The organism is Mesorhizobium sp. BE184, assembly GCF_031457045.1.
Taxonomy (GTDB): domain Bacteria; phylum Pseudomonadota; class Alphaproteobacteria; order Rhizobiales; family Rhizobiaceae; genus Mesorhizobium.
Window position 1 is genome coordinate 736488 of record NZ_JAVDVU010000003.1, and the last position, 26342, is coordinate 762829.

Annotated in this window: 29 protein-coding genes; 13 read left to right on the forward strand and 16 right to left on the reverse strand. The window is 63.4% G+C overall.

The annotated features are described in order from the left end of the window. Positions 1 to 4: 4 nt before the first annotated feature. Both J2X35_RS17350 and clpS read left to right on the forward strand, forming a co-directional pair. A complete protein-coding gene (locus J2X35_RS17350; protein WP_310188445.1) occupies positions 5 to 673 on the forward strand; it encodes an alpha/beta family hydrolase in 669 nt (222 codons plus the stop codon). Between the two features lie 59 nt (positions 674 to 732). After that, positions 733 to 1068: an ATP-dependent Clp protease adapter ClpS gene (gene clpS, locus J2X35_RS17355; protein ID WP_310188446.1), complete on the forward strand. Its 336-nt coding sequence runs from the start codon at positions 733 to 735 to the stop codon at positions 1066 to 1068. A gap of 3 nt (positions 1069 to 1071) precedes the next feature. Here the strand turns inward: clpS and J2X35_RS17360 are convergent, their stop codons facing one another. From J2X35_RS17360 to J2X35_RS17375, 4 genes are read right to left on the reverse strand one after another with little or no spacing between them, the layout of a single operon-like run. After that, the gene (locus J2X35_RS17360) at positions 1072 to 3156 is read right to left on the reverse strand and encodes a hypothetical protein (RefSeq protein WP_310188448.1); all 2085 of its coding nucleotides are present in this window, start codon (positions 3154 to 3156) and stop codon (positions 1072 to 1074) included. Between the two features lies 1 nt (position 3157). Beyond that, positions 3158 to 5977, reverse strand: coding sequence for a DUF4159 domain-containing protein (locus J2X35_RS17365; protein ID WP_310188452.1), 2820 nt, complete (start codon positions 5975 to 5977; stop codon positions 3158 to 3160). Next, entirely contained in the window at positions 5974 to 6891 is a 918-nt protein-coding gene (locus J2X35_RS17370) for a DUF58 domain-containing protein (protein WP_310188454.1), read from the reverse strand. The genes J2X35_RS17365 and J2X35_RS17370 overlap by 4 nt, the downstream gene beginning before the upstream one ends. Continuing rightward, a complete protein-coding gene (locus tag J2X35_RS17375) occupies positions 6891 to 7895 on the reverse strand; it encodes a MoxR family ATPase (protein ID WP_310188457.1) in 1005 nt (334 codons plus the stop codon). Before J2X35_RS17375 ends, J2X35_RS17370 begins: the two co-directional genes overlap by 1 nt. Positions 7896 to 8028: 133 nt before the next feature. Here J2X35_RS17375 and J2X35_RS17380 point away from each other — a divergent pair, with 133 nt between their 5' ends. Genes J2X35_RS17380 through J2X35_RS17390 form a run of 3 tightly spaced genes read left to right on the forward strand, consistent with a single transcriptional unit; the run spans position 8029 to position 10549 of the window. Beyond that, positions 8029 to 8658, forward strand: coding sequence for a DUF1285 domain-containing protein (locus tag J2X35_RS17380; RefSeq protein WP_310188736.1), 630 nt, complete (start codon positions 8029 to 8031; stop codon positions 8656 to 8658). Continuing rightward, the gene (locus J2X35_RS17385; protein ID WP_310188461.1) at positions 8658 to 9296 is read left to right on the forward strand and encodes a CoA pyrophosphatase; all 639 of its coding nucleotides are present in this window, start codon (positions 8658 to 8660) and stop codon (positions 9294 to 9296) included. The genes J2X35_RS17380 and J2X35_RS17385 overlap by 1 nt, the downstream gene beginning before the upstream one ends. Then, the gene (locus tag J2X35_RS17390; RefSeq protein ID WP_310188464.1) at positions 9293 to 10549 is read left to right on the forward strand and encodes a CCA tRNA nucleotidyltransferase; all 1257 of its coding nucleotides are present in this window, start codon (positions 9293 to 9295) and stop codon (positions 10547 to 10549) included. The genes J2X35_RS17385 and J2X35_RS17390 overlap by 4 nt, the downstream gene beginning before the upstream one ends. Here the strand turns inward: J2X35_RS17390 and J2X35_RS17395 are convergent. The 3 genes from J2X35_RS17395 to hemF form a co-directional block, all read right to left on the reverse strand. After that, entirely contained in the window at positions 10546 to 10731 is a 186-nt protein-coding gene (locus J2X35_RS17395; RefSeq protein WP_056110988.1) for a DUF1059 domain-containing protein, read from the reverse strand. The genes J2X35_RS17390 and J2X35_RS17395 overlap by 4 nt on opposite strands. 226 nt (positions 10732 to 10957) lie before the next feature. Continuing rightward, complete coding sequence (locus J2X35_RS17400; protein WP_056110986.1) at positions 10958 to 11218, reverse strand: DUF1344 domain-containing protein; 261 nt, start codon at positions 11216 to 11218, stop codon at positions 10958 to 10960. 241 nt (positions 11219 to 11459) lie between these two features. Further along, on the reverse strand, positions 11460 to 12374 hold the full coding sequence (gene hemF, locus J2X35_RS17405; RefSeq protein ID WP_310188467.1) for an oxygen-dependent coproporphyrinogen oxidase: 915 nt from the start codon (positions 12372 to 12374) through the stop codon (positions 11460 to 11462). 99 nt (positions 12375 to 12473) lie between these two features. Here hemF and J2X35_RS17410 point away from each other — a divergent pair, with 99 nt between their 5' ends. Then, entirely contained in the window at positions 12474 to 12731 is a 258-nt protein-coding gene (locus tag J2X35_RS17410) for a hypothetical protein (protein ID WP_056110982.1), read from the forward strand. Here J2X35_RS17410 and soxR read toward each other — a convergent pair. Together soxR and J2X35_RS17420 are read right to left on the reverse strand one after the other, a co-directional pair. Continuing rightward, complete coding sequence (soxR, locus tag J2X35_RS17415; RefSeq protein ID WP_056110981.1) at positions 12728 to 13171, reverse strand: redox-sensitive transcriptional activator SoxR; 444 nt, start codon at positions 13169 to 13171, stop codon at positions 12728 to 12730. The two genes, J2X35_RS17410 and soxR, sit on opposite strands and share 4 nt — an antisense overlap. A gap of 156 nt (positions 13172 to 13327) precedes the next feature. Then, positions 13328 to 13786, reverse strand: coding sequence for a tRNA (cytidine(34)-2'-O)-methyltransferase (locus J2X35_RS17420; RefSeq protein ID WP_310188470.1), 459 nt, complete (start codon positions 13784 to 13786; stop codon positions 13328 to 13330). Positions 13787 to 14172: 386 nt separating this feature from the next. Between J2X35_RS17420 and J2X35_RS17425 the strand changes: the two genes are divergently transcribed. From J2X35_RS17425 to J2X35_RS17435, 3 genes are read left to right on the forward strand one after another with little or no spacing between them, the layout of a single operon-like run. After that, entirely contained in the window at positions 14173 to 16059 is a 1887-nt protein-coding gene (locus tag J2X35_RS17425) for an ABC transporter ATP-binding protein (RefSeq protein ID WP_310188471.1), read from the forward strand. Continuing rightward, complete coding sequence (locus J2X35_RS17430) at positions 16056 to 17939, forward strand: ABC transporter ATP-binding protein (RefSeq protein ID WP_310188472.1); 1884 nt, start codon at positions 16056 to 16058, stop codon at positions 17937 to 17939. The genes J2X35_RS17425 and J2X35_RS17430 overlap by 4 nt, the downstream gene beginning before the upstream one ends. Before the next feature lie 6 nt (positions 17940 to 17945). Next, entirely contained in the window at positions 17946 to 18290 is a 345-nt protein-coding gene (locus J2X35_RS17435) for a DUF6665 family protein (protein WP_310188473.1), read from the forward strand. Here J2X35_RS17435 and J2X35_RS17440 read toward each other — a convergent pair whose 3' ends face one another. Further along, a complete protein-coding gene (locus tag J2X35_RS17440) occupies positions 18291 to 18647 on the reverse strand; it encodes a cupin domain-containing protein (RefSeq protein WP_056115824.1) in 357 nt (118 codons plus the stop codon). Positions 18648 to 18905: 258 nt separating this feature from the next. Between J2X35_RS17440 and petA the strand changes: the two genes are divergently transcribed. From petA to J2X35_RS17455, 3 genes are read left to right on the forward strand one after another with little or no spacing between them, the layout of a single operon-like run. Further along, complete coding sequence (petA, locus tag J2X35_RS17445; protein WP_056110970.1) at positions 18906 to 19469, forward strand: ubiquinol-cytochrome c reductase iron-sulfur subunit; 564 nt, start codon at positions 18906 to 18908, stop codon at positions 19467 to 19469. Positions 19470 to 19485: 16 nt separating this feature from the next. Beyond that, positions 19486 to 20787 carry a cytochrome b N-terminal domain-containing protein gene (locus tag J2X35_RS17450; RefSeq protein WP_056110969.1) on the forward strand — a complete coding sequence of 434 codons (1302 nt, stop codon included), beginning with the start codon at positions 19486 to 19488 and terminating at the stop codon, positions 20785 to 20787. Between the two features lie 27 nt (positions 20788 to 20814). Beyond that, positions 20815 to 21675, forward strand: coding sequence for a cytochrome c1 (locus J2X35_RS17455; protein WP_056110967.1), 861 nt, complete (start codon positions 20815 to 20817; stop codon positions 21673 to 21675). A gap of 48 nt (positions 21676 to 21723) precedes the next feature. Here J2X35_RS17455 and J2X35_RS17460 read toward each other — a convergent pair whose 3' ends face one another. The 3 genes from J2X35_RS17460 to J2X35_RS17470 are packed head-to-tail and all read right to left on the reverse strand — an operon-like array spanning position 21724 to position 23305. Further along, positions 21724 to 22158, reverse strand: a complete 435-nt coding sequence (locus J2X35_RS17460) for an EVE domain-containing protein (protein WP_056110965.1) — start codon at positions 22156 to 22158, stop codon at positions 21724 to 21726. Then, positions 22155 to 22526, reverse strand: a complete 372-nt coding sequence (locus J2X35_RS17465; RefSeq protein ID WP_056110964.1) for a VOC family protein — start codon at positions 22524 to 22526, stop codon at positions 22155 to 22157. The genes J2X35_RS17460 and J2X35_RS17465 overlap by 4 nt, the downstream gene beginning before the upstream one ends. A 29-nt stretch (positions 22527 to 22555) precedes the next feature. Further along, entirely contained in the window at positions 22556 to 23305 is a 750-nt protein-coding gene (locus tag J2X35_RS17470) for a YafY family protein (RefSeq protein ID WP_310188478.1), read from the reverse strand. Positions 23306 to 23468: 163 nt separating this feature from the next. Here J2X35_RS17470 and J2X35_RS17475 point away from each other — a divergent pair, with 163 nt between their 5' ends. Next, positions 23469 to 24014 (forward strand): adenine phosphoribosyltransferase, encoded by a 546-nt coding sequence (locus J2X35_RS17475; RefSeq protein ID WP_310188481.1) that lies wholly within the window; start codon positions 23469 to 23471, stop codon positions 24012 to 24014. A gap of 160 nt (positions 24015 to 24174) precedes the next feature. On the opposite strand, the gene J2X35_RS17480 is transcribed toward J2X35_RS17475, so the two are convergent. From J2X35_RS17480 to corA, 3 genes are all read right to left on the reverse strand, one after another. Then, on the reverse strand, positions 24175 to 24636 hold the full coding sequence (locus J2X35_RS17480) for a MaoC family dehydratase (RefSeq protein WP_056110960.1): 462 nt from the start codon (positions 24634 to 24636) through the stop codon (positions 24175 to 24177). Further along, the gene (locus tag J2X35_RS17485; protein WP_056110959.1) at positions 24633 to 25088 is read right to left on the reverse strand and encodes a MaoC family dehydratase; all 456 of its coding nucleotides are present in this window, start codon (positions 25086 to 25088) and stop codon (positions 24633 to 24635) included. The genes J2X35_RS17480 and J2X35_RS17485 overlap by 4 nt, the downstream gene beginning before the upstream one ends. Positions 25089 to 25172: 84 nt before the next feature. Next, on the reverse strand, positions 25173 to 26144 hold the full coding sequence (corA, locus tag J2X35_RS17490; RefSeq protein ID WP_056110958.1) for a magnesium/cobalt transporter CorA: 972 nt from the start codon (positions 26142 to 26144) through the stop codon (positions 25173 to 25175). Between the last annotated feature and the right edge of the window lie 198 nt (positions 26145 to 26342).

The following is a 26342-nucleotide window of genomic DNA, read 5'->3' on the forward strand; positions in this document are numbered from 1 at the left end:
GGCAATGCCCGATTTCCTGTTTTCCGGCCCGCCCGATGCGGACACCACGCTGCTTCTTGCCCATGGCGCCGGTTCGCCGATGGATTCCGACTGGATGAGTGCTTTGGCGGCGAGGCTGGCCGAAGCGGGACTGAGTGTCGCCCGATTCGAATTCGCCTACATGGCGCAGCGCCGTCTGGACGGCCGCACGCCACCGCCGTCCCGCACCGAAGCCCTGATGGGCGAATATCGTGCGGCGCTGGAAATGCTGAAGCCGGCGGGACGTCTCCTCATTGGCGGTAAATCATTGGGTGGGCGCGTCGCCAGTATGATTGCGGACGAGGCTTTCGATGCCGGGACCATCCATGGTCTGGTCTGCTTCGGCTATCCTTTCCATCCGCCCGGAAAACCGGAAAGGCTGCGGACCGCGCATCTGGATACGCTGCGCTGTCCGGCGCTTGTGTTTCAGGGAACGCGCGATCCATTCGGTTCGCGCGTTGAGGCGGGAGCCTACCCGCTGTCCACCGCAATCACTCTGCACTGGCTGGAAGGGGATCACGGTTTGAAGCCGAGAGCAGGCGACCCGGTGACGCTCGATGAGAATTTGTCGCTCGCTTCCTCTTGTACGGCGGCGTGGTCGAAGGTCGGTGCGGTGGACCACCCTCTGGCAATCGCCGCACAAAAATCTATCTGACACGGAAGCGCCGGTGATCGAAAATGCTGGCGGCTTTGCAGAACAATCGGAATTTGGTCATGAACGATAGCGGTCCGCGAATGGCCGGAAACGACGACAATGTCGTCAAGCCGAGAACCAGGGTCAAACCGAAGACCGAGCGGCCAAAGCTCTACAAGGTCATCCTCGTCAATGACGATTTCACGCCGCGCGAGTTCGTCGTCACCGTGTTGAAAGGCGAGTTCCGCCTCAGCGAAGATCAGGCCAATCGGGTGATGATTACGGCGCATCGAAGGGGTGTCTGCGTGGTGGCCGTGTTCACGCGCGACGTCGCTGAAACCAAAGCCACGCGCGCCATCGATGCGGCCAAGGCGAAGGGCTATCCGCTGATGTTCACGACGGAACCGGAGGAATAGGCTTTAACGGCCTTCGCGGTACCACATCGAGCCCATCGCCAGCAGCAGCAGGCCGAGGCCGAGGAAGCCGCCGAACAAGGGCACGCGCGAGACGGATTTGAGCACGCTGTCGTTGGTGGTGCGCAGGCCGATCCAGTCGTTGCCGGACGCTTCGCCGCCTGCGCGTATGGGAACGATGGACGGCACCGAGACGCCGTCGCCGAGGCCACCCAATGTCGAGCTTGCGACTCGCCGCACACTGCCGCCGGTGGCGGCGGCTGCTGGTCTTAATTTGTTCGGCGTCGAGACCACGTCGGCGAATTCCGGCGAATTGACCGGACCGACGTGGGCCAGTGCGGTCAGATTGCCGTTGCCGACCTGGTAGAGGCCGATCTCCTTTGTTTCGACAGCTCCGGTGAAAACGCCGGGCTCGGACCTGGCGAGCTTCACGGTCAGCGCCTTGCCGGAAGGGGTGATGACCTGCGCCGATCCCGGATCGTCGCTCATCGTCTGGCGGCGGATTTCGAGCGTCATGCCGCGACCGTCTGCCGTCAGCCGCTCCTCTTCCAATTCGGGCTCCTTCATCAGCCAGTGAGCGACACGGCGATAGAGTTGCACATGGGGACCACCGCCCTCGTAGCCGCGCGCCCACAGCCAGCCCTGGTCGGACAAAAGCATGCCGACGCGGCCTTCACCCTTGCGGTCGAGGACTAGGAGCGGCCGGTCGTCGGCGCCCTTCATGACCACTTCGCCCTCGGGATTCTCGACGCCGATGGTGCGGAACCAGCGGCTCCAGTGCGGCGGCTCCGTGCCGGACCCTTCCAATCCGCGCGTCACGGGGTGGCGCTGGCCGAGTTCGGTGAGTCGCGGATAGAAGGCCTTGTCGATCACATTCCCATCGGGCATCGCCGGCAACGCCGACATCAACGGGGTGCGGGCAATCGTTCTTTCGCTGGCATATTCCGGTCCGGCGGCGACCAGAACCGCGCCGCCCTTTTCGACATATTCGGCGATGTAGTCGTAGTAGAGGATCGGCATCACGTCGCTGTGCTGGTAGCGGTCGAAGATGATCAGGTCGAAATCCTTGATCTTCTCGACGAACAGCTCGCGCGTCGGAAAGGCGATCAGCGACAATTCGTTGATTGGCGTTCCATCCTGCTTTTCCGGTGGGCGCAGGATGGTGAAGTGGACAAGGTCCACTGAGGCATCCGACTTGAGCAGGTTGCGCCATGTCCGCTCGCCGGCATGCGGCTCACCCGAGACCAGCAGCACGCGCAAATTCTCGCGGATGCCGTCGATCAGCGCCACGGCCCGGTTGTTGGTGTCGGTCAGTTCGCCTTCCTGCTTGTCGATGGCCAACTCGACGATGTTGCGTCCGGCTGTCGGAAGCGTCACCTGCAGCGGCATTTCGCGGCCGATGGTGGCGCGCTCCACCGCGACCTGCTCGCCATTGACCGAAACGCGCACGTCGACAGGGTCGGCTGAATTGTCGGTTGAGATGACGCGGTAGGTCATGTCCAGCGGCTTGTCGACAAGGCCGAAGCGCGGTGCCTTGACGAACTGAATGCGCCGGTCCTTTTCCTGGTCGTTGCCGGTGATGAGGGCATGCAGCGGCGCATTGAACTCGCCGGTTCCGAAGGGAACGTCGTGGACCTGCCCGTCGGTGATGAGGATGCCGCCGGCGACGCGTGACGGCGGCACGTCATGCAAGGCGCCGTCCAGCGCCGAAAACAGCCGTGTTTCGGTACGCTCCTCCGCCGCGCCGGCCTTGCCCGCCTCGACGACGCGAACGTCAAACTGTTTGACGCGCTCGAGCCGCTGTTTCAGTTCGGCCAGCGCGGCGTCGGTCTGTTTCGTGCGCTCGCCGATCTCCTGGCTCTGGCTGCGGTCGACGACGACCGCGACGACGCTTTTCAGCGGGTCGCGCTCTTCGCTGAGGAAGACCGGGTTTGCCAACGCCGCCGCCAGCGCCACAAGGGCGGCGAACCTGAATACCGAACCGCGTTGGCGCAGCCACAAGCCGGCCAGCGCCAGCAGCGTCAGGGGCGCCAGCACGGCGACGAGCCAGGGCAGGGACAGCAGCGGTTCGAAGGAAAGCGACCAGGTCATCCTATTGCCCCAGCCTTTCCAGCAGGGCCGGCACGTGAACCTGGTCGGACTTGTAGTTGCCGGTCAGCATGTAGATGACAATGTTGACGCCGGCGCGCATCGCGTAGACACGCTGCATCGGATCGGACGGCACGGTTGGCAGAAGCGGCTCGCCATTGGCGTCGATGGCCCAGGCGCCGGCCATGTCGTTGGCGGTGATCATGATCGGGCTGACGCCGTCGCCGGTGCGGACGGGGCGATTGTCGGTGTTGCTGGCGTCGAGAGAGGCCTCGATCCAGAGGGGGCTGCCGTTGAAGCGTCCGGGAAACTCATTGAGGATGAAGAAGGACTTCGTCAGCACATGGTCCGACGGGACCGGCTCAAGTGGCGGTACGCTCAACGTCGACAAAAGAGAGCGCAGCCGCTGCGTCGCCGGGCTGGCGGAATCAGAGCCGAAACCGGTGGAGAACTGGTCGCGGGTGTCGAACAGCACCGTACCGCCCTGCTGCATATAGGCCTCGACCCGCGCCATGGCAGCGGTGTCAGGCTCCGGCGCGGCGGGATCGATGGGCCAGTAGATGAGCGGATAGAAGGACAGCTCATCCCTTGAAATATCGACGCCTGCCGGTTCACCCGGTTCAAGCGCTGTCTTCTCGATCAGGAAGCGCCGCAGGCCTTCCAAGCCGGCGCGGCTGATGGAATCGACGCCCGGCTCGCCGGTGATGACATAGGCGATGCGCGTCTGGTTGATGGCGTCGATGGCTTCGGCGTCGCCCGGCTTGGCGTCGTTGGCGCGCGCCGTATCCACATGTCCGAACGAGATGGCGGCCATGACGAGCAGGGCGGCTGTCGTTCCCGCCATGCGCGGCCGGCGTCTCCAGCGCGAGAACAGTCCGCCGATCCAGAACACGGCAAGGGTGTCCAGCACCATCAGGAGGATGGCGGCGGCGACCAGCGGCCCCTTCAGGTCGCGGGCTTCGTCGAGCGAGTAATGCAGGTCGGCCACAGGAATGGTCAGTTGCGGTCGGACAATCGGGATCAGCGCCTGTTCGGCCGCCAGAAGATTGTGCGCCACGACGCCTTCCTCGCTGCCATAGAGGCCGGGCGGATTGTCCACCGTCACCGCTGCTTGCCCCGCCATGAGCGGGCGAGCATCGGGGCCGGGTGGAACGATTGCGCCACTGGCATCAATCATGCGGTAGGGCGCCAGCGAGGCAGCCTGGCTCTGCGGCGTTGCCGCAACCGCGCCCTGGTTGCGCGAAAGCTGTACGATGCGGCGCAGCATCTCCACGAAAGAGCCCGATATGGGCAGGTTCGACCATGTCGCCTCGGGCGGCACGTGGAACAGCACCACCATGCCCTTGCCGCGCCTGTCGCCGGTCACCAGCGGCGTGCCGTCGGCCAGCGTCGCCCATGTATGGTCGATCAGATCGGGCGTCGGCTCGGCCAGAAGCTGCCGCGTCACCGTCACGTCGGTTGGGGCAGGCAGGCTGGAAAACGGGCCATTGGCCGGGAATTCGCCGACAGGCTGCGGCTCGGTCCAGGAAAGCGCGCCGCCAAGGCTGCGCTCGCTTCGACGCAGGATGACTGGCAGCAACTCGCTGTCGTCGCCGGCACTCAGCAGGTGGGAGCCTGCGAAGCGCAAAAGCGTGCCGCCATTTTCCATCCATTCGACCAGCGCTGTCCGGGCGGGTTCCGGCACGGTCCCGACATCGGCCATGACGATCACCGCCGGCTTTTGCTGCAGCAATTGCGGGATGGCCTCGCTTATGGCCGGGCTTGTCGGCTCGACAATGTCGGCGAAGGGCTCCATGGCGCGGCGGATGTAGTAGAGCGGCGACAGCAGAAGCCGCGCCTCGTCCACCGGCGTTTCCGAAAGCAGGCCGATGCGGCGGCGCTTGGCGCTTTCGTCCAGCACGCGAACGGCGCCGGCGCTGGCGACGCCATCGAGCGCGATCGAAGCGAAATCGTTGCGCAGTTCGAACGGAACGACAAAATCGCCAGTGGCTATGGTCTGGCCCGGACGGAAGGTAATGGCGGCGTCGCCGATGCGGCGGCCCTTGTCGTCAAAGGCGCCGGCGCTCATGCTGGCGGGGCCGGTAGCGTTCGACGATGCGCGCACGGCGGAAATCGTCAGCCGGTCGAACCCGTTGTCCGCGGCGGTCAGTCCTATCGTATCCAGCCTTTGCGGCGTGCCCCAGATGAAGTTGGCCGGCGGCTTCGTCATCATCGCAGAGAAGGCGGCCTCGTCGCCATCAGCCGCAAGCCCGTCGGTCAGCACCGCGACGGTCGCCGGCGGCAGGTCGCGCAAAGCCTCGCCGACGCGGGCGTAGATTTCGCGGCGATCCGCCGGCACCGGCCGCGGCTTGACTGCGTTCAGCCGGTCGCGCGCCTCGGCGGCGCTGAACGGGCCGATCTGCTGGTTGGGCTTTTCCGCGGTGAAGGCGAGCAGCACCGGCACGGAATTGCGTTCCGCATCGGCGATCAGCCGTGACGCGGTGGCGACACGGCGCTCCCAGTCGTCCGCGCTCGCCCAGTCATTGTCGATGACCAGCGCCAGCGCCTCGCCCTCGGTCGACAGTTTTTCGCGTGGGTTGAAGACCGGTTCGGCAAGGGCGGCGACGATGAGCGCCGCCATCAGCAGCCGCAGCAGCGTCAGCCACCATGGGCTTTGCTGCGGTGTTTCCTCGCGCTTCAGCACGCGCGCCAGGATCCTGAGCGGCGGGAATACTTCCGTCTGCGGCTTGGGCGGCGTCAGCCTGAGCAGCCACCAGATGACGGGCAGCGCCAGCAGGCCCCACAGGACCATCGGCGCGCCGAAGGAGAGCGGCAGCCAGCTCACGCGGCGGTCCTTCTGCCGCTGGGGCCTTCGGCGGTCAAAGCCAGATGGAGCCGCACCAGCGCCTCGGAGGCGAGCCGATCTGTGTGATTGACGGTATAGCTCCAGCCAAGCCGTTTGCACCATGCGGCCAGTTCGGCGCGGCGGGCGCTGTAAAGATTGCGATATTCATCGCCCAGCATTTCGGCGCGTCCTGCCGTCAGCTTTTCGCCGGTTTCAGGGTCGGTGAACTCGGTGCGCCCGGAATAGGGGAAGCTTTCCTCGGCTGGATCCGCGATCTCGACCAGATGGGCGCGCACGCCGTGGCGGGCGAGAACATCCAGCCATTGCATGGTTTCCCCGACGGGATCGAGGAAGTCGCTGGCGATGACGATATCGGAAAACCGCCTTATCGCGGAAAGGTCCGGCTTGGCCGGCAGCGCGGCGGCATGGGCAAGATGCGAGGCGATGCGCTCGGCGCCGTTGCGGGCGCTGAACGGGTCGGTGACGCCGGGCCAGGCGATGCGTTCGCCGCTGCGCGACAGCAGTTCGGCCATGGCAAGCACGATGACCAGCGCGCGCGATTGCTTCGACACGGTCGCGCCGGTGGATTTGTAGAGCATCGAAGGCGAAGGGTCGGCCCACAGCCAGACCGTATGGGCGGCTTCCCATTCGCGGTCGCGCACATAGGTGTGGTCGTCGCGCGCCGAACGCCGCCAGTCGATGTTGGCAATGGCCTCGCCTTCGACGTAGGGCCGGAACTGCCAGAAATTCTCGCCGATGCCGCGCTTGCGACGGCCGTGCCAGCCAGCCATGACGGTGTTGACGATGCGGCGCGCCTCGACCAGCAGGTCTGGCACCAGCGAAGCCCGGAGCCGGCCGCGAGCAAGCGCGTCGCGTGTGCCGACCGGTGCCTGCGCCTCGCCGATATGCGCCATCAAATACCCTTCACGAGCTTGCCCACGACGTCGCGAACGCTCATGCCTTCGGCGCGCGCGGTGAAGGTCAAAGCCATGCGATGCTGCAGAACCGGCTCGGCCAGCGCACGCACGTCATCGACCGAGGGCGCCAGCCGTCCGTCATAAAGCGCGCGGGCGCGGGAGCAAAGCATCAGCGCCTGGCTGGCGCGCGGGCCGGGACCCCATGACACGTGCTTGTCGGTGTCGGCATTGCCCTGGCCCGGACGGGCGGAGCGGACAAGGTTGAGAATGGCTTCGACAACGCTTTCCGGCACCGGCATGCGGCGGATCAGATTCTGGATGTCCTTTAGCCGGGCCGGGTCGAGAACGTTGGCGGCCCGCGCCTCATCGACGCCCGTGGTTTCCAGCAGGATGCGCCGTTCGGCTTCGATCTCGGGATAGAGAATGTCGATCTGCATCAGGAAGCGGTCGAGCTGCGCTTCCGGCAACGGATAGGTGCCTTCCTGCTCCAGCGGGTTCTGCGTCGCCAGCACATGGAAGGGCGCCGGCAGGTCGTGGCGCGCGCCGGCGACGGTGACGTGATATTCCTGCATCGACTGCAGCAGCGCCGACTGGGTGCGCGGCGAAGCGCGGTTGATCTCGTCGGCCATCAGCAGTTGCGTGAAGATAGGTCCGGAGATGAAGCGGAAGGAACGCTTGCCGTTTTCATCCTGCTCCATCACCTCGGAACCCAGGATGTCGGACGGCATCAGGTCGGGCGTGAACTGGACGCGGCTGGTGTCGAGGCCGAGCACGATGCCGAGCGTCTCGACCAGCTTCGTCTTCGCCAGGCCGGGCACGCCGACCAGCAACGCATGGCCGCCGGCCAGCAGTGCCACCAGTGTACGTTCGACGACGCTTTCCTGTCCGAAGATGACCCGGCCAACGCCGTCGCGAACCAGGGAGATGTCGGCCAGCGCTTTTTCAGCCTGCGCGATCATCTGCTTTTCGTCGATCGGGCTTTCCTTGACGATCACGCTCATGCAGGTCGATCCTCTGTGTTGGAAAATACCGGCCGCGCCGAACGCGCCGCGATTCGCACCTGGCGGCACCTTGTAGAAACTTAAATCACAGACTGCGGCTGACAAGCGCGTCAACAGTGACTATTTCGTGACCATGGCGGAAGACATCGGACATAGCAAAGACAGCCTTACCGCGGCCGGCGATGCACGCGGACTGGAGGCGCTGATTTCGCGTGCGGCGCGCGCCGGCAAGGGCTTGCCGCCGGTCGAGCGCTGGGATCCGAAATTCTGCGGCGACATCGACATGGAAATCCGCCGGGACGGAACCTGGTTCTATATGGGCACGCCGATCGGCCGGATGCCGCTGGTGCAGCTCTTTTCGACCGTGCTGCGCAAGGATGCGGACGGAAAGACCTATCTCGTCACGCCGGTCGAGCGGGTCGGCATCCGCGTCGAGGACGCGCCGTTCATCGCTGTCGAGATGGACATTTCAGGCCGGGGTGAAGGCCAGATCATCACCTTTCGCACCAATGTCGGCGATGTGGTCGAGGCCGGGGCGGAGCATCCGCTGCGGTTCGTCGACGAGCCGGAAACTGGCGGCCTTAAGCCCTATGTGCTGGTGCGTGGTCGGCTGGAGGCGCTGCTGTCGCGGCCGGTCATGTACGAACTGGTCGAGCACGGCGAAGAGGTCGATGTCGACGGGCGGCGCATGTTCGCCGTGCGCTCGAACAACGAGGTCTACCCGATCATGCCGGCGGATCGATTGGAAAAGCTTGCCAACTGATGGACCAGAAGACCGTCATTCCATTTTCCGCCGCCGATTTCCGGGCGCGCGCCGCCGCCCAAGCCGACTTCGGCGACGACATTGAGCCTTATGGCGATCATCGGTTCAATCCGGGGCATCCGCGTCTCTTCCTGCGCGAGGGTGCGCTGCGCGACGCGGCCGTTCTCATCCCCGTGATCGACAGCGGCGACGAAGCCAGCGTCATCCTGACCAAGCGGGCCGAAACCTTGCGCAGCCACACCGGCCAGATCGCCTTTCCGGGCGGGCACATCGACGCCACCGATGCGTCGCCCGAGGCGGCCGCGTTGCGCGAGGCGCATGAGGAGATCGGGCTTGAGGCCGATTTCATCGACATAGCCGGCCGGATGCCCGACTATGTGACCGGTTCGGGCTACCGGATCGCGCCGGTGCTGGCGGTGATACGGCCCGGCTTCGTCCTCAAACTGAATGGCGACGAAGTCGAATCCGTGTTCGAGGTGCCGCTGCGGTTTCTCATGGACCCGGCCAACCACGGCCGCGACAGCCGGGTCTTTCACGATCTGGAGTGGTTTTTCTACGACATGCCCTATGAAGGGCGGCGCATCTGGGGCGTCACGGCGGGCATCATCCGCACCGTTTATGAAAGGCTCTATGCTTGAGCGCTCCCGTGACCCTTGCCGGCAAGGCGGACTGGCTGAACGGGCCGGACCTGCAGAAACTGCTGACGATCCTGTCGGCGGATGGCGAGCAGGCGCGCGTGGCGGGCGGCGCGGTGCGCAATGCGCTGTTGGGCGAACCGGTCGCCGATGTCGACATCGCCACCACGGCGCTGCCCCAAGAGACGATGCGGCGCGCCGAAGCCGCAGGCTTCAGGGCGATCCCGACCGGCATCGAGCATGGCACCGTCACCGTCGTCGCACACGGCAAGGGGTATGAGGTGACGACGCTGCGCGCCGACATCGAGACCGACGGCCGCCGGGCCAAGGTTTCCTTCGGGCGCGACTGGCAGGCCGATGCAGAGCGGCGCGATTTCACCATCAACGCGCTTTATACCGAGGCTGACGGCACGGTTGTGGATCTGGTTGGCGGCATCGCCGATCTCGAAACCCGGCGGCTGCGCTTCATCGGCGATGCCGAGACGCGTATCCGCGAGGACTACCTGCGCATATTGCGCTTTTTCCGCTTCTTTGCCTGGTTCGGCGACGGACGACCGGACGCGGAAGGCCTCAAGGCCTGCGCGCGGCTGAAGGAGGGCCTGGAAAGGCTTTCGGCCGAGCGGGTCTGGTCGGAGTTGAAAAAACTGCTTTCGGCGCCGGACCCGTCGCGGGCGCTGCTTTGGATGCGACAGGCCGGCGTGCTGACCAGCATCCTGCCGGAAAGCGAGAAATGGGGAATCGACGCCATCCATGGTCTGGTCAGGACCGAGGCGGATTTCGGTTGGTCGGCAGAAGCCTTGCTGAGACTCGAGGCCATGGTGCCGCCCGATCCGGCGCGGATGAAGGCGCTGGGAGAGCGTCTCAAGCTATCGACGGACGAGACGCAACGGCTGCAGCGCTGGGCCATGACGCCGGCGGTCGAAGCGAAATCGACTGAAACGGCTTTGGCGAAAACGCTGTATCTGGGAGATCGGCGGGGCGTGCTGGATCGGCTGCGTCTGTCACTTGCCGGTGCGCGCGCACGAGCGGCTGAAAACGATGCGGCGATGATGGAGGCCGGCGGCTATTCGCGGCTGCTGGCCTATGCATCAGCGTGGGAGAAGCCGATGTTCCCGCTCAAGGCTGTCGATGTCGGCATGGAAGCAGGACCGAGGCTTGGCAAGGCGCTGAAGGCGCTGGAACAGGAATGGATCGAGTCGGGGTTCGCGCTCGATCGCGGCGCGCTGATCGAGCGCGCCGCCAGATTCAGGGATTAGGCCGCGTCACGGACCTTCTCGATTCGCGAGCGGATCGCTTCGATCATCGTCTCGCGAATGATGGTTTCGCCGTGCGTTTCACGCATATGCTCGACAGCACGGCGCATGACTTCAGCTTCGTCCTCGGCGCGGGTGTGCCACTCGCAGCCAGGGACCAGCGATCCACAGTGAAATTCCTTCATGCTTTCCTCCTTCCTCCGTCTGATTGAGGTCAAGAATAACACAGATATGCGGATTCGGTTGCCGGTTCGTGGGGTTCATCGTTCCACCGAAATGCAAATCCGCTCCATCCCGTTGTTTTGGCGCAATTTTGGACGGAGGACCGTCTCGCATTTTTATCGAACTGTTTCATGCAAAAAGGCGGAGCCGACCTGGCTCCGCCTTTGACCGGCAAGCCGAGCGCCGCTGCTACTTCAGGAGCTTCACGGTCTCGGCAACCTTGTTCTTGCCGCTCATGTCCCATGAGACGCGGACCTTCTCACCGGCGTTCAGGCCGGGGTTCTTAAAGGTCTTGGGCAGCGTGAAGGTTGTTCCGTCCTCGAGCATGAGGCTCATCGCCGTCGCGTCGTAGGTTTTGACCTTGCCGGTGGTGTGGTGCACCGCCGCGCTGGCGATGGAAACGGTGGCGAGGGTGGCAATGGCCGCAGCCGAGAAAACAAGCTTGCGCATGGCAGGCTCTCCTGATGGGAGGCGTTTCATCGGAAACGCCTCTTTCGTCATGGGCCGTCCGGTCGCGTCGGGTCGCGGTCCAAAACCGCCGGCGCTTCCCAGCCCGGCCAAAGAAATATTCCTGTTTTAACCCCGAGATATTAGACGAAAAAGAAAATTTTCTGCGGCTCTTCGGCCATAAAGCTTGCCAAAATTCTGCAATTGGGACCGAATTGGGGTTCAAATCCCGCTCACCGAAATTTTACGGCCATCTCGCCTCCGGCGGCAGGCTGGACAGGATCGAGGCGATGTTGCCGCCGGTCTTCAGACCGAAGATCGTGCCACGGTCGTAGAGGAGGTTGAACTCGACGTAGCGCCCGCGCCGGATCAATTGCTCCTCACGGTCGCCTTCGGTCCAGTTGTCATTGAAGTTGGCCCGCACGAGATGCTGGTAGACGACCAGGAAGGCGCGTCCGACATCCTGCACGAAGTTGAAATCGGCCGCCCAGCCGCCCTTTTCCGCGTCCGAATGCAGCCAGTCGAAGAAGATTCCGCCAACGCCGCGGGCTTCCTTGCGATGCGGCAGGAAGAAGTACTCGTCGCACCAGTCCTTCAGCTTCTGATGGTCTGCGACGCCGGCATTCTTCTCGCAGGCGAAGCGCATAGCGCGGTGGAAGGCCAGCGTGTCGGGGTCGTCCTGCGTGCGCCGCCGGTCCAGAACCGGCGTCAAATCGGCGCCGCCGCCGAACCACTGCCGCGAGGTGACGACCATGCGCGTATTCATGTGGACGGCGGGCACGTTGGGGTTCCACGGATGGGCGATCAGCGAAATGCCGCTGGCCCAGAAGCGCGGGTCTTCCTCGCCGCCGGGCATCTGCTTACGGAACTCGGGCGAGAACTCGCCATGCACCGTCGAGGTGTGGACGCCGACCTTCTCGAACACGCGGCCATGCATCATCGACATGATGCCGCCGCCGCCATTGCCCTCGTCGCGAAGCCAGGGCGTGCGCTCGAACCGGCCGGGCGACCACGAAGCCTGGGGGCCGGAAAGATCGTCCTCCAGCTTTTCGAGGCCGGCGCAGATGCGGTCGCGCAAATCCTCGAACCATGCCCTGGCCGCAGCCTTCCTGTCTTCGATGTCGGCGGGCAGGCCGGCCGGTATTTCGGGTCGTTCCAAGATGCGGTCTCCGCGCGGGCGCGGTCGGCCCGATAAATGACTCGTCTTTTACGGGCGCGATCCCTAATCTCAATAGCGCAAGGGTCAAGGAGTTCTTTCTTGCGCACGCCGGCAAGACCGCCGCTGGATGGCTTGAAGAAAAGGCTGGACCGCAGCCGCGCCGAACGCGAGCGCATGCCGCGCGATGGATTTTTGCGCGAGACCTTCGTGCTGCCACGCACCGATGCACGGCTGAAGGCCAAGGAATGGTTCGACCGTTGGCCGAAGCAGGCCTACTGGACGACAATCGAAAGCTGGTTCGAGCGCCCGGGCGACGTCATCGAGTTCACGATCAGGCGGTTGCCTGCGGCGGATTAGCCCGCCGCAAGCCGGCGTGCCCCCGGTCCATCGCAAGCCAGCCTGTCTTCGCGGTTCCGCAAAGGGCAGCGGTCGATCGACATGCAGCCACAGCCGATGCAGTCGTCCAGGCCGTCCCGCAGCTTCTTCAACCGGGTGATCCTGTTGTCGAGGTCTTTGCGCCAAGCCGTTGAAAGACGATTCCAATCTTCCCTGGTGGGGGTGCGGCCTTCAGGTAAAGAATCAAGAGCCGCGCCAATATCGGCAAGGGAAATGCCGACATCCTGGGCGACCTTGATGATGGCAACGCGCCGCAGCACCTCGCGGTCATAACGGCGCTGGTTGCCGGAGGTGCGGTGCGATCGGATCAATCCGCGTGTTTCGTAGAAATGCAGCGCCGACACGGCAACGCCGGCGCGCATCGCTACGTCGCCTACCGTCAGTTCCCTTGAAGCGACCATCAGACTTTCTCGCTTGACCTCAACTTATATTGAGGTTGTAGCGAAGGCGTCCGAACCTTGCAATGGCAGGACAAGACGATGTGCATGTTTGAAAGATTCGCCCGTTGGCAGGACGCCGTGGAGGCGCCGTGGACAGCCGGCGCGGCAGCGTTGCGGCTAGGCGAGTTGCCGGATGGCTTCACCCGCGACCATGGCCACGGACAGCGCGACGTTGAGGCTGCGCGCGGAACCTTGCATCGGAATGACGAGGCCGACATCGGCGGCATCATGGACCGGCTGCGGCACGCCGGCCGATTCGCGGCCGAACAGCAGCGTGTCTCCAGGGCGGAAGGCGAAGTCCGTATAGGGCCGGACGGCCTTGGTGGACAGAAGCACCAGCCGGCGCCCCGCCGCGTGGCGGTGCTGCTCGAAGGCGTTCCAGTCGAGGTGGCGGGTGAGCGCCGCCATTTCGAGGTAGTCCATGCCGGCGCGCCGGAGGTTGCGGTCGGACAGGTCGAAGCCGGCCGGTTCGACGATATCGACGGCCAGACCCATGCAGGCGGCGAAGCGCAGGATTGTTCCGGTATTGCCGGCGATATCCGGCTGGTAGAGGGCGATGCGGAGACGGTCGTTCATTTCCACGTGCTTTTCGTGCGTGGCGGATCGGTCACACGACGGTCCTGGCTCAAGCGGTTCCTCGATATCCGGGTGGCGATTGGTTTCGAATGCGTGTATAGGGCCGGCATTGTCAACTCGAACCCACGGAGGCGGATATGGATTTCATGATGACCGTAGACATTTCACGCCCCACGCCATGGCTTGCTGCCTGAACGCGGCAACCGGTTCGACGCTTCAACTGACACAATAAGCATATTGCGAAGCATATTCGGGCAGGTCGCCAAGCCTTTGCTTTTCGAAGGTGCATGGCCGCTGTCTCGTGCAAAACCGGGCGATTTCAATCGCCCGCCGCAATCCCGATTTCAGGCGCCCGTGCGGCGTCATCCGACACAAGGTTCTAGACGATGTTCCGCTGGTTTGAAAAAAGGCTCGATCCGTTTCCGCTCGAGGAGCCGGTAGAGCCGCCGAATACGCTGCTCGGCTTTTGCTGGCATTTCACCAAGCCGGCATGGCCATTCGTGCTGCTGGCTGCGGTCCTGATGGCAATGATCGCCATGATCGAGGTCTGGATGTTCGGCTTCCTCGGCCATATCGTCGACTGGCTGTCGGTGCAGAATCGCGAGACATTCCTGCAGACGGAATGGTGGAAGCTGGCCGGCATGGTGGCGGTGATTGCCATCCTCCTGCCAACGCTGGTGATTTTCTCATCGCTCAACACCTATCAGACGCTGTTCGGAAATTACCCGATGCGCATCCGCTGGCAGGTGCACCGCTACCTGCTCAAGCAGTCGATGATCTTTTACCAGGATGAATTTGCTGGCCGTATCGCAACCAAGCTGATGCAGACCGCGCTCGCCGTGCGCGAGACCGTCATCAAGTTCGCCGAGGTGCTGAACTATGTCGTGGTTTATTTCCTCGGCATCCTGATCATCGTCGGCTCGTCCGATTGGCGGCTGGCGGCTCCGATGGCCTTGTGGCTTGTCGGTTATCTGTTCGCTTTGCGCTATTTCATCCCGCGTCTTGGCAAGGTGTCCGAAGCGCAAGCCGACGCCCGCTCGATCATGACCGGGCGCATCGTCGACAGCTATACCAACATCCAGACCGTCAAGCTTTTCTCGCATGGCCGGCGCGAGTCGGACTATGCGCGCCAGGGCATGGCCGAATTCATGCAGACGGCCTACGCGCAAGGACGGCTGATCAGCAAGTTCTATATCGTCGTCTACGCGCTGAACTCGGCGCTGCTGCTGAGCGTTGGTGCGCTGGCCATTGGCCTGTGGCTGAACGGAACGGTGACGGTCGGCGCGGTCGCCGTGGTGATCGGCCTGGTGCTGCGTCTCTACGGCATGTCGCAGTGGATCATGTGGGAAGTTTCCGGCCTGTTCGAGAACATTGGCACCGTGCAGGACGGCATCGGTTCGATCTCACTGCCGCGCGTGGTCGAGGACAGGCCCGGCGCGCCGGATATCGAAGTGGCGCAGGGCGGCATCGCCTTCGAGAATGTCCGATTTCACTATGGCAAGCAGAAGGGCGTCATCGAGGATTTGTCGCTGTCGGTGCGCCCGGGCGAGAAGGTCGGCATTGTCGGGCGTTCCGGCGCCGGCAAGTCGACGCTGGTGAACCTGCTGTTGCGCTTCTACGACATCGAATCCGGCCGCATCGTCATCGACGGGCAGGACATCGCCGCCGTCACGCAGGATTCGCTGCGCGGCGCGATAGGGATGGTCACGCAGGACACGTCGCTTCTGCATCGCTCGGTGCGGGAGAACATTCTCTACGGCCGGCCGGATGCCAGCGAGGAGTTGATGCTGGAAGCGGCGCGACGGGCGGAAGCGACCGATTTCATCGCCGGGCTGGCGGATGCGAAGGGCCGCAAGGGCTTCGACGCCCATGTCGGCGAACGGGGTGTGAAGCTCTCCGGCGGGCAGCGGCAGCGCATCGCCATCGCTCGCGTTATGTTGAAGGACGCGCCGATTCTGATCCTTGACGAAGCAACCTCCGCCCTAGATTCAGAAGTCGAAGCGGCCATCCAGGAAAATCTCTACAAGCTCATGCAAGGCAAGACCGTGATCGCCATCGCGCACCGGCTCTCGACGATCGCGGCAATGGACAGGTTGATCGTCATGGATCAGGGCCGCGTTCTGGAGGAAGGAACGCACGACGCGCTCATCCAGCGCGGTGGACTTTATGCGCAGCTGTGGCAACGCCAGTCCGGCGGTTTCCTGCTGCATGACGAGCCGCACGAGCCTGCCGCCCGCATGGCAGCGGATGTGAGGGAAGAAGCCGTGGAATGATGAACCGCATCTATCGCTGGTTCGAGAACTGGGTCTATCCGTTCCGGGAACCCGCGAATCTGAGGCCGCCTTTTCCGGTTGCAGGCTTCATCTGGCACTATGTCGGCCAGGCCAAGGGCGCGTTCTTCCTGATGCTGGTCATTGGCGGGATCGCGCCGCTGATAGAGGCCGGGCTTTTCTACTTCGTCGGGCGTCTGGTGGATATACTCGACCAGCTTCCCGCCGAGCGGAGCTGGGCCGCCTTGTGGGATGCCGCCGGCTGGGAAATCGTCTTCATGATCGTGGTGGTGCTGGTCCTGCGCACCATCGTGGTGACCTTGTCGGCCCTTGTCGACCAGCAGACGATCACGCCCGGATTTTCCAATCTTGTGCGTTGGCAGGCGCATCGGCATGTCTCGCGCCAGTCCTACACCTTCTTCCAGAACGATTTCGCCGGTCGTATCGCCACCAAGGTCTGGCAGGCGGGGCAAGCAACCGGCGACCTGATGGAAAGCTTCATCGAGGTCATCTGGTTCATGATCGTCTACACGGTCACCACACTGGCGCTGGTGGGTGGATTGGATATCCGTCTGGCTATCCTGGTGGTCGTGTGGATCGTCGCGTTCGCCGTGCTGGCCAAAATCTATCTGCCGGCGATCCGCAAGCACGCGGAGGCGACCGCCGAAGCGGGTTCGATGATCACCGGACGCATCATCGATTCCTACTCCAATGTTCAGACGTTGAAGCTCTTCGCTGCAGACGGCGACGACCGCTATATCCGCAGCGGCTTCGACATCTATCTCGGCGCGCTGCTTCCCTTCACGCGCCGGCTGACCGGCATGCGCACGGCGCTGACGATCCTGTCTGGCGTGATGATCACGGCCATTGCCTGTTTCTCGGTCTATCTTTGGGTGGAGGGGCTGATCACCGTCGGCGCCGTCGCCTTCACCCTGTCGCTGGTGCTGCGGCTGAACATGCTGCTCGGACGCTTGATGATGCAACTGAACAGCATCTTGCGGAACCTTGGCGTGCTGGAAAATTCCAAGGCGCTGATCTCGCAGCCGCTCGGCCTCGTCGACAAGCCCGACGCGAAGGAACTCGACGTCGCCGGCGGGCGCATCGAGTTCAAGGACGTCACCTTCCACTACGGCAAGGGCTTCGGCGTGCTGGACGGCATCGATCTGGTCGTCCGCCCCGGCGAGAAGGTCGGGCTGGTCGGCCCCTCCGGCGCCGGCAAGACGACGCTCGCCAATCTGATCCTGCGGCTCTACGACCTCGAAGGCGGCGAGATCGTCATCGACGGACAGGATATTGCTCAGGTGACGCAGAATTCGCTGCGCGCCAATATCGGCGTGGTCAGCCAGGAAACGGCGTTGTTCCACCGCTCGCTGCGTGACAACATCAGGCTCGGCATGCAGGATGCCACGGAAACCGAGATCATGGCGGCCGCGCGCCGGGCGGAGGCGCATGAGTTCATCCTGTCGCTGCGCGACAACAACGGTCGCGCCGGCTATGACGCCTATGTCGGTGAGCGCGGCGTGAAGCTTTCCGGCGGGCAGCGGCAGCGGGTGGCGATCGCCCGCGTCTTCCTGAAGAACGCGCCCATCCTGGTGCTGGACGAGGCGACCTCGGCGCTGGATTCCGACATCGAGGCGGCCATCCAGGACAATTTGCACAAATTGATGGAAGGCAAGACCGTCATCGCCATCGCGCACCGGCTCTCCACCATCGCAGCCCTCGATCGGCTCGTGGTGCTGGACCAGGGCAGAATCGTCGAGGAAGGTACCCACGACGAACTGGTCGCGCTCGACGGTCTCTACGCGCGGCTCTGGAAGCGCCAATCCGGCGGCTTCCTGTTCAACGAGGAAAGCCCGCTCGAGGAAACGAGGCCGGCGGAGTAGGGATCGATGTCCTTTCGTCCACCATCCAATTTGTCGGGGGCTTCTGCTTCAGACGTCGCATTCGACGCACTCGGCCACGAGATATTGGCAGAAAAGGCGGCGGCGCTGGGTTCAGCCGGGCGCAAGGCCGAGAAATTCCTGACGCGCCTGCAAGAGCATGATGGTGCGGATGCCGGTTCTTCGACCAAAGAGGAACGAGACGCGGTCCGCAATCGGCTGCTGAAGGAGGCCGCCGATGCGGTCTACGCCTGGTTCATCCAGCGAGAACTGTGCGGCTTCCGTCGTCACGAAGGGGTAATCCGCGAGTTCGGGATTCCGCGCGAAGTCCTGATCAGGCTCGGAGCGCGCTGACTATTCCAGCCATTCGGTGACGAATTTCCCGTTCTCGTGGATATTGAGCGACTCCAGCGGACCGGGTCCAAGATTCTCGAATTTGTGCGGCGTGTCGGCGGGTGCGACGACGATTTCGCCCGCCTTCGCTTCGATCCTGCGATCACCAACGGTGAACAGCGCGACGCCGGTGCGGATGACAAAGGTTTCGGGATAGGGGTGCCTGTGCAGGCGAGGACCGCCGCCGGGCCCGTCGATTCGGCTGGCGATCACACTGATGCCGGCGCCACGGGCGCCGCCCTGCCAGGAACCACGGAATATTCCGGTGTCGTTCAGCCAGTCTTCGGCTCGGGTAATCGGGTCGGTCGAAACAGCCATCGGGGCCTCCCTGGCAAGGGCTTCGACCATATTGCCGCATCATCTTCGGCCACTCAAATCCGTTGGCTGGCAACAGAGGCGCGACAATGTGCCCTCGTGCCTTCACCCGACTGGACAAAAACGGTCGTCACGCATAAACCGAAGTCCAAATGCCGGAGGAATTCGCTAGCCTGTTCGCCATGCGCTGTCGGGTCGGCGTGAGTGAGCGGGGACTAGGGCTCGCCTTCGGCACGGAAGAGGCGAAAGGACCAGGCACCCGTGAGCGAAACCGATACCCACGATCCCAATCGCCGCGATTTTCTTTATATTGCGACCGGCATGGCCGGCGCCGTCGGCGCAGCTGCTGTCGCCTGGCCGTTCATCGACCAGATGCAGCCCGATGCCTCGACGCTGGCGCTGGCCTCCATCGAGGTCGATGTCTCGTCGCTGACGCCCGGCATGTCGCTGACCGCCAAGTGGCGCGGCAAGCCTGTCTTCATTCGCAACCGCACGCCCGAGGAAATCAAGGCTGCGCAGGACGTGAAGCTGGAGGATCTCAAGGATCCGCTGGCCCGCAACGCCAATCTGGCCAGTGACGCGACTGCCACCGATGCCGACCGTTCGGGCGGCGAGGGCAAGGAAAACTGGCTGGTGATGGTTGGCGTCTGCACCCATCTCGGCTGCATTCCGCTGGGCCAGCAGGGCGAGTATGGCGGCTGGTTCTGCCCTTGCCACGGTTCGGTCTACGATACGGCCGGCCGCATCCGCGGCGGACCGGCGCCCGAGAACATGGCTGTGCCGGTGTTTTCATTCATCTCCGATACCAAGATCCGCGTCGGCTGAGGCAGGGGGAATTTCGATGAGCGAGGGACACTCCACCTATACGCCGAAGACCGGCGTCGGCCGCTGGTTCGACGCAAGGCTGCCGCTGCCGCGCCTGGTCTATGACAGCTTCATCGCCTATCCGGTGCCGCGCAATCTGAACTATGCGTGGACCTTCGGCGGCATTCTTTCCATCATGCTGGTGGCGCAGATTCTCACCGGCATCGTGCTGGCCATGCATTACACGTCCGACACGAATCTCGCCTTCAATTCGGTCGAGAAGATCATGCGCGACGTGAACGACGGCTGGATGCTGCGCTACCTGCATTCCAACGGCGCTTCGTTCTTCTTCATCGCGGTCTATGTGCACATCTTCCGCGGCCTCTATTACGGTTCCTACAAGGCGCCGCGCGAGCTGCTTTGGATACTCGGCTGCATCATCTACCTTTTGATGATGGCGACCGGCTTCATGGGCTACGTGCTGCCGTGGGGCCAGATGAGCTTCTGGGGCGCCACCGTCATCACCGGCTTCTTCACCGCCATTCCGCTGGTCGGCGACTGGATCCAGCAGCTGCTGCTCGGCGGCTTCGCGGTGGACAATCCGACGCTGAACCGCTTCTTCGCCCTGCATTACCTGCTGCCGTTCATGATCGCCGGCGTGGTCGTGCTTCATATCTGGGCGCTGCATGTGGTGGGCCAGTCGAACCCGACCGGCATCGAGGTGAAGTCGAAGACCGATACCGTGGCCTTCACGCCCTACGCGACCATCAAGGACGCGCTCGGCATGATCGTCTTCCTGCTGTTCTTCGCCTACTTCGTTTTCTATATGCCGAACTATCTCGGCCATCCGGACAACTATACGATCGCCAATCCGCTCAAGACGCCGGCGCACATCGTGCCGGAATGGTACTTCCTGCCGTTCTACGCCATCCTGCGCGCGATCACCTTCAACATCGGGCCGATCAATTCCAAGCTCGGCGGCGTGTTGGCGATGTTCGGCGCCATCGCAATGCTCTTCATCGTGCCGTGGCTGGATACCTCCAAGGTCCGCTCCGCGGTGTACCGTCCATGGTACAAGCTGTTCTTCTGGCTGTTCGCCGCCAACTGTATCATGCTCGGCTGGCTGGGCTCGCGTCCGGCCGAAGGCTCCTACGTCGTCATGGCGCAGCTATGCACGCTGTTCTATTTCGCCTTCTTCCTGATCGTCCTGCCGGTCCTCGGCCTGATCGAGACGCCAAGGCGGCTGCCCAATTCGATTACCGAAGCGGTGCTGGAAAAGAACAAGGGTGGCAGCGGGCATCCGGCGGGCGCGACGGCGTCACCGGAAACCAAGGGCTGACGGCAGAGAATCTCAGGGGATTTCAGTATGAAGAAGATTCTCACCTTGCTCGCCGCGGCCGGCGTCGTTTTCGCCGGTGCAGCAGCCTTCGCGCAGGAAGAGGGTGGCCACAGCGAAGCCAACCCGACGCACTTCCCGATCCATGAGCCGAAGCAGTCGAACTGGAGCTTCGCAGGGCCGTTCGGCACCTACGACAAGGCACAGCTGCAGCGCGGCCTGAAGGTCTACAAGGAAGTCTGCTCGGCCTGCCACTCGATGAACCTGGTGGCGTTCCGCACGCTGGAAGACCTCGGCTATTCGGAAGCCCAGATCAAGGCGCTCGCGGCCGAATACACCGTTCAGGACGGTCCGAACGACGCTGGCGACATGTTCGAGCGCCCCGGTATTCCGTCCGATCACTTCCCGGCTCCATTCCCCAACGAGGCTGCCGCTGCTGCCTCCAACGGCGGTGCGGCTCCTCCGGACATGTCGCTGCTGGCCAAGGCGCGCGGCGTCGAACGGGGCTTTCCGCAATTCATTTTCGACATCTTCACCCAGTATGCTGAAGGCGGCCCGGATTATATCCATTCGCTGCTGACCGGCTTCGACGAGAAGCCGCCGGAGGGGATGAAAATTCCGGAAGGCACGCACTACAATCCGTATTTCGTCTCGGGCGTGTCATTGAAGATGGCCAAGCCGCTTTCGGACGGTCAGGTGACCTACGACGATGGCGCGCCGGCAACCGTGGAGCAGTACTCGCAGGATGTCTCGGCCTTCCTGATGTGGGCAGCGGAACCGCATCTGGAGGATCGCAAGAAGACCGGCTTCCGCGTCATCATCTTCCTGCTGCTGTTCTCGGTGCTGATGTATTTCACCAAACGTAAGGTCTGGGCCAACGTGGCGCACTGAGCGCCAGCCGTCAGCCGATTGAAAAAGGCCCGCTTCGGCGGGCCTTTTTCATAGGGCGGGCGAGGCGCTCATCGCCTGTGCGATCAGCCTGAAATCGGGCTCGCCGATCTCGACTAGGCCGTGGCGGAACGGCGCGCCCCAATTGGGCCTGCCGGCGGTGAATTGGAGCCGGTTGAGCAGCGAACGGATCGGCGTTTCGCGCGCCCGCAGCCATGCGACATCGCGACGGAACGGCGTGAAGCCGCTGCCCATGTCGCCTTGATAGGGCTCGCCATCTTTCACGGTTCCGATCGCCGTGAACGACTGGAGCCCGTCGGTGACCTTCATAACCTCACTCGGCGAATAGTAGATCACATGGTCGCCGGGCCTGATGCGCTTCAACGGCGCGGCCTTGCCATGGTTCACCTGCATAAAGCCGCCTGCGACGCCCCGGCGGACATGTTCGGCCGAGGCGACGCAGATCCAGTTTCGCGTACCGTTCACTGTGGATCGTCCGCGACCGCCAGCACCCGGATCCGGTTGCCGTCGGGGTCGGCGACCACGAAGGAGCGTCCGAAAGCGAGCGTCTCGGGTTTTGCGACGATCTTCGGTTCGGCCTTCGACCATTCAGCAAAGGCGCTGTCGACCGCATCGTAATCAGCGACGCTGACCGCGGTTTCCATGCCTGGTCCGGTCATCAGGGATTCGGGGTCCTTCCAGGCCCACATGCAGAACTTGTGGCCGTCCGGCAGGACGAAAAGAACGAATTCCGGCGACGCGTATTGGGGCGTCAAGCCGAATAGACGGGAATAGAAGTCTGCGCTGGCGGTCGGGTCGTTGACATAGAGCACTGTCTGGTTGGGGGTCGCCATGGTGGTCTCCTTTGGTTGGGAGCCCGAGACTATGACGAGCTGCTGTCAGAAAATGGCAGCATCGAACCGCAATCCGGCCTACCTAACGCGTTTGTCCGGTGGGCCTGCTCAGCCTCTTTCCAGCGCTTCAAAAACACCTGTCGCTTGCCTGGATAACGCGTCTCGGTCGGGCGGAGCGACAGGATGCGGTCGGTGCGGAAATTCCGGAAATCCTGCCTCAATTCGCACCAGCTGATGAGCATGCGCACCCGCTCGAAAAAGCCGAGCGCCAGCGGCCACACGGTGCGCTCCGTCCGCTCGCCGCCGTCCACCGCATAGGCGATTTCCAGCTTGCGTTCGGCCCGGATCGCCCGGCGGATGTCGGCGAGATCGATCCTGTCCGCCGGCGCGTCGACCGACGGGCCGACCAGCAGCCCGTTGGCATCGACCTTTTCGCGCAGATCGGCCGGCAGCACGGCGGAGATTTTCGACAGCGCATTCTCCGCCGCGTCGCCTAGCCGTCGGTCGGCCCGCCGCGCCACCCAGCGCTGGCCGAGTACCAGCGCCTCCAGCTCATCTTCGGAAAACATCAGTGGCGGCAGCATGAAGCCCGGTCTCAGCACATAGCCGAGGCCCGGTTCGCCCTCAATGTCGGCCCCTTGGCCCTGAAGGGTGACGATGTCGCGATAGAGCGTGCGGATGCTGATGCCGAGCTCGTCCGCGAGGGCCTTTCCCGACACGGGCGTGCGATGGCGCCGCAGCACCTGGATCAAATCGAGCAGGCGTTCGGATCGTGACACATCGGCTCCCTTCTGTGGACGACAATAGCACCACTGCTGCCAATTGATGGCAGTTATCGAGGCGCCGCATCCGAATCCGGGGCCCCAGATTTCAGTCGCCAGCCAGCATATGCTCCGGTAGATCAGATTTGGACCGTTCTGTAACACCGGGTTGAAGCGCGACATGAGACACTCCCTTGAAGAAACCCTGCTCGCGGCGATCCGCACCATCCCGGACTACCCCAAGCCCGGCATACTGTTTCGCGATATCACGACGCTGCTCGGCAATGCGCGCGCCTTCCGCCGCGCCATCGACGAGTTGGTGCATCCCCATGCCGGGCAGAAGATCGACAAGATCGCCGGTATCGAGGCACGCGGTTTCATTCTGGGTGGGGCAATCGCGCACCAGCTGTCAGCCGGCTTCGTGCCGATCCGCAAGAAGGGCAAGCTGCCGCACGAGACGGTGCGTGTCGCCTACAGCCTGGAATACGGGCTGGACGAGATGGAGATGCACCGCGACGGCGTGGCGCCGGGCGAGAAGGTAATCCTGGTGGACGATCTCATCGCCACGGGCGGCACGGCGGAGGCGGCGGTCAAGCTGCTTCGCCAGATCGGCGCCGATATCGTCTCTGCCTGCTTCGTCATCGACCTGCCGGACCTTGGCGGCCGCGCCAGGCTGGAGGCGCTCGACGTGCCGGTGCACACGCTGATTGCGTTCGAGGGGCATTAGATTCAAGTGAGGCCGGCCCGCAAATAGCGGTTTCCTGCGCTTCCGGTGCGCACATACTGTAGTACGCTGCGCTCCGGTTCTCGGATCCCACCATTTTCGGCTCAGCCTGACTTTAATTCAGACCTGATCTAGTCGGGGACCGGCATTCCGTGTGGGCGCGTTATTCCACCTTCACCAGCACGGCGCTTTCGAACTCGATGACCTTGTCGCCGGTTGAATCGAAGCCTGCGGCCTCCACCGTGAGCACGATCCAGCCGGGACGGGCGATGTTCGGGCGGATCGCAAGGGCCTTGCGGGTGAAGGTTATCGTCTCGCCGGCATAGACCGGTTTCAGCCACTTCAGGTTCTTGAACCCGGGCGAAGGGCCGAATTGCGGCTTCGGGCCGGGGCCGGACCAGTCAGGCCCGCTGCGTGACGCCAGATTGTACTTCATCCATGTCGCCGCCGTATGCCAACCGGAAGCGCACAGGCCACCCAGCGCGCTTTTCTTTGCCGCCTCTTCGTCGAGATGGAAGGCCTGCGGATCATATTTGGCGGCGAAGGCCTTGATCGCGTCCGGCTCGAATTTATGGGAACCGAGCGTGACCGTGACGCCGATGCCGAAATACTCTTCCAGGGTCATGACGCAGCTGCCTCGCGGGTCAGAAACATCGCGGTGCTCTGCATTTCATAGACGAGGTCATCGCGCTGGTTGAAAAGTTCGCCACGCATGGTGACCAGTCCCAGGCGCGGTTTGGATCGGGACTGGCGACTTCCGACGACGGTGATGCGGCCTGTGAGCATGTCGTTGGCCAGAACCGGCCGCTTCCACCGGACATAGTCGATGCCGGGCGCGCCCTGAGAGGTCGAATCCAGCATGAACCCGTCGCACATCATACGCATGAACATCGAACAGGTGTGCCACCCGGAAGCAGCCAGCCCGCCAAGCACGCTGGCCTTGCCTGCCGCTTCATCCAGATGCATCGGCTGCGCATCGAACTCGGAGGCGAACTCGACGATTTCCGGCGCGGTAACAAGCTTCTCGCCGAGGCCGATCACGGTTCCTTCGGTGAGGTCGTCGAAGGTCCATTTCATCGTGGGCTGTCCGAAATCCTGTTCAAGATTGTACTATCATGAACCAGGCGAAAATGTCCCGCAAGCCGGCAACGGTGCTAGCTGTTAGAGCCAGCCGCGCTGGCGGAAATACCAGAAGGGCAGGATCGCCGAGAGGATCATCAGGCCGAGGGCGAGCGGATAACCGAACGCCCATTTCAGCTCGGGCATGAAATCGAAATTCATGCCGTAGATCGAGGCGACAAGCGTCGGCGGCAGGAAGACCACGGCGGCCACCGAAAAGATCTTGATAATGGCGTTCTGCTCGATGCTGATCATGCCGAGCGTCGCATCGAGCAGGAAGTTGATCTTCTGCGACATGAAGGCGGCGTGGTCGGCCAGCGACAGCACGTCGCGCGACAGTGTCTTGATCCGAGCTTTCGTGTCCTTGCCCATGCGGGTCTGCGTGGCGGCGTGATTCAGGAAGCCGGAGACGCGCTGCAGCGTGGTCAGGCTTTCCCGTACCGAGGAGGCAATGTCCTCCTTGCGGCCGACCGCCTTCAGCAGTGCCTGGAAGTCGCGGTTGCGCTTGGAAGCCTTGCCCTGCGGCGCCTGGAAGATGTCACGCGAAATCGTCTCGATGTCGCGTCCGGCACGCTCCAGCACGTCGGCCAGGCGATCGACGATCGCTTCCAGCAGGCCAACGAGAATGGTGTCGCCGGCGGCACATCCGGTCGACGCCTTTTCGGCCCGCATCGGGAAGGTCATGAAGGCGCGCGGCTCATGGTAGCGCACCGTCACCAGCCGCTTGCCGGCCAGCACGAAGGTCACCGGCGACATGACCGGGTCGTCGTCGGTTTGCGAGGGAAGGTTGGCAGTCATGAAATAGGCGCCGTCCTCGACATAGAGACGGCTGGAAATCTCGATCTCCTCCATCTCCTCGCGCGTCGGCACCGCAACGCCGATCAGGGCCTCGATCTCGGTCTCTTCCTCCTTGGTCGGAGACAGAAGATCGATCCAGACGATGTTGTCCTTATTGTCGGCCAACTGGTCGACGCGCCGCAGGCGGTCGTTCTCCACGACGAATGCCTTGATCATCGCCGGGTCTCCTTGGTTCGAGCCTAGAAGGCGTCCGATAGACGCTTTGATCGGATTGCGCCGGCGAGCGTTCGCTGGAAGTGCTGGCCGAATGCAGCCGCCCTTAGTCCCGTGACAGAAGGGCGTCAAGCCACCCTGGAGGGCGGTCAATTACTCTTGATCGAACGTGTCGCAAACAGCGCCCGGAAAGGAAGAGAA